The organism is Bacillus sp. UNC322MFChir4.1 (genome assembly GCF_000746135.1).
Classification (GTDB): Bacteria; Bacillota; Bacilli; order Bacillales; family Bacillaceae_G; genus Bacillus_A.
In genome coordinates, this window is the sequence record NZ_JQKQ01000001.1 from 576706 (window position 1) to 584008 (window position 7303).

Here is a 7303-nt window from a genome sequence, read left to right on the forward strand (position 1 = left end):
CTCCAAAATGAAAAAGAAAAAGCAAGGCAAAGAAGCCCCGCTTTTTCTCCATATTAGCGTCGACCTTTATTTGGGTCACCGCCGCCAATAATATCAAACACACGTTTTGCTAAGTTTGTATTTTCTTGAACGCCCGCAAATAAATATTTTCCTGGTCCAAATGCATAGACACCGACATCTTCACCAGTATGACCCTCTGTTGTCCATCCTGCATAAGTGCGCTTATTAAAGATTGCTTCAATTGCATTATCAATTTTTGTCACATCTTTTGACGATGCAACATCATTTACTGACTTAATTTCTTCTGGTGTTAATTCTAAATCAATATACTTTTTCAATGTTTCTTCAACACTTGCTCCTTTAGCAATTTCAGCCGCCATAAAGTCAGGTGTACGTTTTGCTGCTTTAATTGGCTTTACATCAAAATTGTACTCGCCTTTTGTTCCAAGAGAGAAGCCGCCTGTAGAATGGTCTGCAGTTGCTACAACTAATGTATGTTTATCTTTTTTCGCAAACTCAATTGCTGCCTTAAATGCTTTTTCAAAGTCTTCCATTTCACTCATCGCTGCAACAACATCATTATCATGACCAGCCCAGTCAATTTGGCTACCTTCTACCATTAAGAAGAAACCATTTTTGTTTTTATTTAAACGATTAATCGCTGCATTTGTCATTTCTTCTAAAGAAGGCGCTTTATCATTACGATCAATCATTTTATCGAAACCGCCCGGTGCAAATAAACCAAGAATTTGGTCACTCTTATCATTTAATAATTGCTGACGATCTGTTACATAGCTATAACCATCTTTTTTAAATTCTTCTGTAAGGTTGCGATCTTTTCTTACAAAGTTATTTACACCGCCGCCAAGAAGAACGTCTACTTTGTGCTTACCATTAATTTTCTCATCTAAGTAATCATTTGCAATTGCATCCATATTTTTTCGACTTACATCATGTGCACCGAAAGCTGCTGGTGTTGCATGCGTAATTTCAGAAGTTGCAACTAAACCTGTAGATTTCCCACGTTCTTTCGCTTGCTCTAGTACTGTTTTTACGTTTGTTTTGTCATTATCTACCGCTATCGCTGCATTATATGTTTTAATCCCTGCTGACATTGCAGTAGCCGCAGAAGCTGAATCTGTAATATTTTGATGCTCATCTTCTGGATATGTAACCTGTGTTCCTACAAGGTGTTTATCAAATTCTGTTTGTTCCATTTCAAATGTCTTTGGATTATCCTTCATATAACGATGTGCTGTCATATAAGAAGGTCCCATCCCATCTCCTATTAAGACAATGACATTTTTAATCTTTGCATCATTCTCTTTTTCGTCCGCTTTAATGACATCTGAACGCGTCATATTCCATGTGACAACCGAAGTAAGTGCTAACGATGAAACAACTGCAAATGGCCATGCTTTCTTCATAAATTTTTTCACTTTACAAATCCCCCTAATTAGTTAATTCAATCCCCATTACCCAATGTAAGGGAAAACTGTTAAGCTAAAATGAGAAAAATGTAAATGTTTTGTTAATTGTTGGTGATTATCGTTAAAATGTGCATTTCTTTGTCGTTTTATTTCTTGACCTAGCATTATTTTTTCACCTGAAACGGAATGTTTTAGATTCATATGCTAAAATGTATTAGCACATGGAAATATAAGGGGGATAATATATGAAAGTAAAAATACTAAATCAATCTGATATTTCACAGCTGTTATCTCTTTGTGATGCTGTAGGATGGTTACACGATGCTTCATTTATGATGGAACAATTCAAAACATACCTTTCCGTCGGTAATGTATTTGGTCATGATAACGAAGGGCAGCTCGTCTCTTGTATTGCTGTTTTTCCATATAAAATGGGATTTACTTCTCTTGGTATGCTTATTGTGCATCCAGATTTTCAGCGCCGGGGATTAGGACGTTCTTTACTAGACATTTGTATAAAAAATGCGCCCCCATTACAACCTATTACACTCATTGCAACGGATGCTGGTGCGCCTTTATATCATAGATATGGATTCCATACAGTTACTTCTATTCATCGATTGGAACGAAATAGGACAACAGCAAAACTGGGTTCCTTTGCTACTCGTACAATCACAAGTCAGGATCTTAACACACTCATTCAACTCGATTACAAAGCAAGCGGTGCTCATCGCCCCAATCTATATTCAATTCTATTACATAGAGCACACCTTGCCTTAAAACTCGAAAGAAATGATAGACTGGAAGCTTTCGCGTTATGTATTCGAAAAGGTGATACGTTATGTGTTACTCCCCTAATTGCTAGCAACGAAGAGGATGCCTTTCATTTACTGCTATCCATATGTAATCATTGGAATGGAACAGTTCGTATTGATGTTCCACATGCGCAAAAAAGCTTTAGAGATAAACTGTTATCATTTGAGTTTAAAGAAACGCTGCTTTCTCCTTTCATGATAAAAAACGGAGAAACCCTTCCTGGTAAGCGCGATTTTATATATGCCATGATGGATGCAGCACTATGCTAGAAAGGGGAAAACATTTTGAAACGATGGAAGCTTTACATGCTCAGCTGCTTTGTGCTCACAACATTAACGAGCTGCAGTACAATTGAAAAACAAACAGAAAAAGCAACGCACGTAAAAGAAACATTTGAAGCAAAATTTGAAACGAAAGAAAAAATGTTGGAGATTGATGGACAAACTATTTACTTTAAACAAATCGGTAAAAATAAACCACCTTTACTTATGCTTCATGGCTTTGGGGGTTCATCAAATGGGTTTAGTGATATTTATCCCGATCTAGCAAAAAACCATACCGTTATCGCTGTCGATATTTTAGGTTTCGGTCATTCTTCAAAACCGATGGATTTTCGCTACTCCTTTCCAAACCAAGCAAACTTATATTATAAATTAATGAAAAAATTAGGCTATGATACATTTGCTATATTAGGACACTCTATGGGCGGAGAAATTTCTTTAAATTTAACGTACTTATATCCAGATGCAGTAACCCACCTTATTTTAACCGATGCAATAGGAGCAGAAACTTTGCAACACGGGAAAGGATCTCCAAAACCAAAATTATCAAATGATTTAAGTACAGTCTCTACTCCGAAAGAGTTTCACGAAGAAGAGGTAAAGAACAATCGTGACGATACAACACACCATGATGAACTCGGCAAAATGTGGCCGCGCCGTTTACGCATTAACGCTGATGAAATTCAACTACCAACGTTACTTATTTGGGGAAGACACGATCAAAGCGTTGCCTGGCAAAAAGGCGAAACGTATCATCAATTCTTAAAAAACAGTACATTTCATATTATTGAAGAAGGCGAACATGCACCGTTTCGTCAACAGCCGAAAGAGTTTATGCAGTATGTTGATGAATTTTTCAAACAACACCCTAATACTAAATAACAGACATCAAACATATACCTACAAGAGAAACGTGCTAATTTAAATTAGCACGTTTCTCTTGTAGGTATATAATTGAAATGTCCTCGTTTCATCATCTAACAATTTCGCTTCTTCAAATGCAGCATGAATCGTTTGTTTATGATTTATCATTTCATAAAACAAACGGATCAAGAACATTAGCGCAGCATTCCCATCTACATAATCGGTTGAACCTATATACACGTTCGCACCGCTATTTAAAAATGCTTCTGCTAGTGCTTTATCCCCTAGTGTACATCCACTGTTTATAACATTTCTATGATGTAATCTCGCATACCGCTTAACTTCTGTTACACCAAAATTACCTTTTGGTTCATTCTCCTCATACACATCTTCTCCGAGCTCATCCATGATGAACTCTCCTTCATCGCCATGAAAACATAGCACAATATACTCCATATCCCCATATAAATTTTCTCCGGAAAGAACATCGATAAAATCCTTTGGCCTTCCAATATAATATGTCACCACTCTTACTCCAAAATACTCAAGAGCTTCTCGGAGCGCTTGACCTTCCTTACCAGAATCATAACCAATTACTAATGCAACATTCATTAAAATCCCCCCATACCTTATAGTTTTATCTCATATACCCCGGTCTCCTCTAAAAAATCTTCTCTCGTCAACATTTGGTTCATCACATATTGCCTATATGCTGTAATCGTTCCATCATGAGAAACAATTATTACACGTGGAGTTTCTAACGTTTTACACCATTCTATGAAACTATGAGCACCTGTACAAAATGCAGGCTCTGCAATCGTATTAATCCCATTTCTCCATAACTCTTCATTCTGTTCTTCGGCTAATAAATATTGCGGAAATAACTGCCGAACATCCTTTTGACTTAACATCTTATCACAAGGCAACGTTCGTGCTCCTTCTCGGTATGGAAAAATGCGTGGTGAAATATACGGATGAACAACTCTCCTACAATCAACTTTCTCACTCCATAGCGTAGCTGTCTGCAATGTTCGAACTACCGGACTTACAATCAATGCATCACTCTCACGTAAAGGAAGTTTTTCTCGCAATGCTAATGCCTGTTCTCTCCCTTTATCCGTAAGAGATGGATGATCCATTCGCAAACTATTTGGCAGATTGTTTGTATGCGCTCCTTCTCCGTGCCTTACAAAAATAAGATTCATATAAAAATCCCTTTCTCGTATTGAAATGAAAGCTCTTCTCCATCGTTATCCTTCTCCTCTTTACAAAAAAAAACCTCTCTTTATGTAAAAGAAAGGATCAACGTATATATAAATTTAAGGGGGAACCATAGTAAGATCGTTCCATTCTTACAGGAGTTCAACATCTCTCCAGCGAATGTAATACGTTACATAAAATAGAAATGAGTGATAACAATGATTCGCGAGATTACAGAAGCAGAGGCAGCTCCTTTTTTGAAACTATGCCAAATTATTGATCAAGAAACAGATTTTATGTTATTTGAGCCTTATGAGCGAAACTTTACGATTGAGAAGCAAAAATCTATGATTCAATCTCTTCTCTCTCCGTACAATTCAACACTCCTAGTAGCTGAGAAAGATGAGAAACTTGTTGGTTATATAATCGCGCGCGGCGGAGCAGTAAGGCGAAAGCAACATGCCGCATATTTAGTCATTGGCGTACTTCAAGAGTATACAGGTCAAGGAATCGGCAAACAATTACTTCATGAAATTGAGCAGTGGGCCCGCACACAACAATTACTGCGTCTAGAATTAACAGTCATGTCTCATAATGAAAGAGCGATTGCGTTATATAAAAAGATGGGGTTTGTTATTGAAGGTGAAGCTGTGCATGGTGTGATTGTTGATGGACAACCAAGAAATGAATATTATATGGCGAAAAATCTATGACAAACTATACACTCTTCTAATATGCGTCTCTGCAAACAGAGACCGCATATTTTATTCTTTTACCGATACAACATGTTCCCAATCTCGTTTCTCATAATAATTTGCTGCTTCGTCTATATTGTGAATCCATTTTCTCGCTTGTGAACCGTCTGCATTGGCAATCCACATATCAGCTTGCTCTCCGTTAGAGCGTATCCATAGGATTTGATCTGTGTGTGTAATATAGTATGGATAATAATCTCCGTATCCTTTTGATGGGGTCGTTATTTGAAGTTGCTGTGCATTCGTAACATTGATTTGATATAGTGAAGGCTTAGGACGTTGTTTTGGATCATTGGACCACTTTGCTTCCTTTGCTCTGGAAATTGTAATCAAAATATTATTGTTCCAAATAAAATCCCAATCAACATAACCTTTTGGAGTGAAAGTAATCTGCCTAAAAGCAGGAAGTTCTTTTAATTTTAAATGTTTATTTTCGACGATAAAGCGCCCTTCTCCTTCTATGTATGCAAGAATATTTTTTGACGGGGCCCATTGAAACCATTTTGGTTGAATCAACATATGATCAACTGCCTCAAACCGACTTCCATCTGCTCCGATTATACATAAAGTATTACTATCCATTGACCAAGAAGCAGTTGGTGTTGCTAGAAAGGAAATCCATTTTCTATCAGGTGACCATTGGAATAAACTTGCTACAATTGCAAAAAATTGTGGTGATTCTTTCGGTAAGGTGTAAAAATGTTTAATCTTACTTCGATCTAAATTTGCATGAAGTGGTACTTGAAATAACGCAGCACCTGTCCATCCTGTTGGTAGTAAATGAGACATAGAAGAAACGAGAAATTTCTTCCCATCAGGATACCAGCCATAATCTCCAACCCCAACTGATACATTCTCAAACCCCTTTTTTGGTTTTTCTACATAGTATATATTCAAAACACTACCAAATTGAAAGGCAATAATGTTTTGCTTTGGTGACCATTGATAGTTTGTTGCATCCGCTCGGAAAGGTGTCACCTTTTTCCCATCTGAAATTTGGTATAATTCAAGCTGGTTTGCATCTTTCCCTTTTGCATAAGCAAGCCACTTTCCATCATATGACCACTTCGGATTCACAATATGTTCTCCTTTTGTTACCTGCTTTTCTTTTCCATCTATTTTTATCCATAAGTTATCATTACGAATAAAAGCAACTTGTACTGGCACACTTTCCGCATAACTACTTGAAACCGCGCTAAAGAAAACACAAACAAATATGAAAAACTGAAACATACTCTTAAGCATATGAATACCCCACTTTATAAGCTTTGCAATTCTCTGCAATCCCAAAACTTAGAAATATAAGATGACTAAAAAAACATCCATATACACTACATTTTATTTTCCACCATAGCAATGCAGTAATAATGAATACTCCCCCACTTAGCAAAACTTGAAGTGAGGGTTTCTAACGTTTCGACCTAACGGACGATTAACGTCAGTGGAGTTAACACACTAGCGAGCTGTTCCACGCCTAACCCCTCTATCCCGTTTGTCCATGCATTCGGGACTACTTTTCGTAAAATATTAGCCGCAGCGTTTACATCTGCGTTGATTCCGATTCCTTTCGCAGAACGATACATACCACGCTTCATTCGTTTTCCTGAAAAAGTTGCCTTTTGGTCATTTGTTCCATACGTTGGAATAAAGTCATGATCTAGAAAACTTGCTTTTGATGTGTAAGATTCCTCAACTACAACAACTTGAATACCTACCGCAGTTGCTTTGTATGTAATCATTTGAATCAATAAACGATGCGAGATATGGCAAAATGTTTGGTTATTTTTCTTTCCCATATCAGTTTCTTGTTTCCAACTTTTATTCTGACCAATAACGATTTTACAAACTTCCTCTTCTTGAGCTAGTTTTACAATATGATGACTCGCTTTATGGAAGATGTCTTTTATTTTCAGGTAACGCTTTTGATGAAGTTTTTCTATTCTTTTAGAAGTAAAAG

Annotated in this window: 8 protein-coding genes; 3 read left to right on the forward strand and 5 right to left on the reverse strand. The window is 37.0% G+C overall.

The window, feature by feature from the left end:
- Positions 1-53: 53 nt before the first annotated feature.
- Positions 54-1439 carry an alkaline phosphatase gene (locus BR72_RS02975; protein WP_035429887.1) on the reverse strand — a complete coding sequence of 462 codons (1386 nt, stop codon included), beginning with the start codon at positions 1437-1439 and terminating at the stop codon, positions 54-56.
- A 236-nt stretch (positions 1440-1675) separates the two neighbouring features.
- On the opposite strand from BR72_RS02975, the gene BR72_RS02980 reads away from it, so the two are divergent.
- Positions 1676-2515, forward strand: coding sequence for a GNAT family N-acetyltransferase (locus BR72_RS02980; protein WP_035429889.1), 840 nt, complete (start codon positions 1676-1678; stop codon positions 2513-2515).
- Between the two features lie 15 nt (positions 2516-2530).
- Entirely contained in the window at positions 2531-3409 is an 879-nt protein-coding gene (locus tag BR72_RS02985; protein ID WP_035429892.1) for an alpha/beta fold hydrolase, read from the forward strand.
- A 39-nt stretch (positions 3410-3448) separates the two neighbouring features.
- On the opposite strand, the gene BR72_RS02990 is transcribed toward BR72_RS02985, so the two are convergent.
- Together BR72_RS02990 and BR72_RS02995 are read right to left on the reverse strand one after the other, a co-directional pair.
- Entirely contained in the window at positions 3449-4003 is a 555-nt protein-coding gene (locus tag BR72_RS02990) for a delta-aminolevulinic acid dehydratase (protein WP_035429895.1), read from the reverse strand.
- Positions 4004-4020: 17 nt separating this feature from the next.
- Positions 4021-4596, reverse strand: a complete 576-nt coding sequence (locus BR72_RS02995; RefSeq protein WP_035429897.1) for a histidine phosphatase family protein — start codon at positions 4594-4596, stop codon at positions 4021-4023.
- A gap of 213 nt (positions 4597-4809) precedes the next feature.
- On the opposite strand from BR72_RS02995, the gene BR72_RS03000 reads away from it, so the two are divergent.
- Positions 4810-5304: a GNAT family N-acetyltransferase gene (locus BR72_RS03000; RefSeq protein ID WP_035429900.1), complete on the forward strand. Its 495-nt coding sequence runs from the start codon at positions 4810-4812 to the stop codon at positions 5302-5304.
- A 51-nt stretch (positions 5305-5355) separates the two neighbouring features.
- Here BR72_RS03000 and BR72_RS03005 read toward each other — a convergent pair whose 3' ends face one another.
- The gene (locus BR72_RS03005) at positions 5356-6591 is read right to left on the reverse strand and encodes a TolB family protein (RefSeq protein ID WP_035429903.1); all 1236 of its coding nucleotides are present in this window, start codon (positions 6589-6591) and stop codon (positions 5356-5358) included.
- Positions 6592-6767: 176 nt separating this feature from the next.
- A partial coding sequence (locus tag BR72_RS03010) for an IS200/IS605 family accessory protein TnpB-related protein (RefSeq protein ID WP_035429905.1) occupies positions 6768-7303 on the reverse strand: 536 nt, incomplete at its 5' end.

What these genes read in the sequence shown, in the direction of transcription:
- BR72_RS02980 (WP_035429889.1), top strand. Translation starts at nt 1,676, where the DNA reads ATGAAAGTAAAAATACTAAATCAATCTGATATTTCACAGCTGTTATCT.
- BR72_RS02990 (WP_035429895.1), bottom strand. Translation starts at nt 4,003, where the DNA reads ATGAATGTTGCATTAGTAATTGGTTATGATTCTGGTAAGGAAGGTCAA.
- BR72_RS02995 (WP_035429897.1), bottom strand. Translation starts at nt 4,596, where the DNA reads ATGAATCTTATTTTTGTAAGGCACGGAGAAGGAGCGCATACAAACAAT.
- BR72_RS03000 (WP_035429900.1), top strand. Translation starts at nt 4,810, where the DNA reads ATGATTCGCGAGATTACAGAAGCAGAGGCAGCTCCTTTTTTGAAACTA.
- BR72_RS03005 (WP_035429903.1), bottom strand. Translation starts at nt 6,591, where the DNA reads ATGCTTAAGAGTATGTTTCAGTTTTTCATATTTGTTTGTGTTTTCTTT.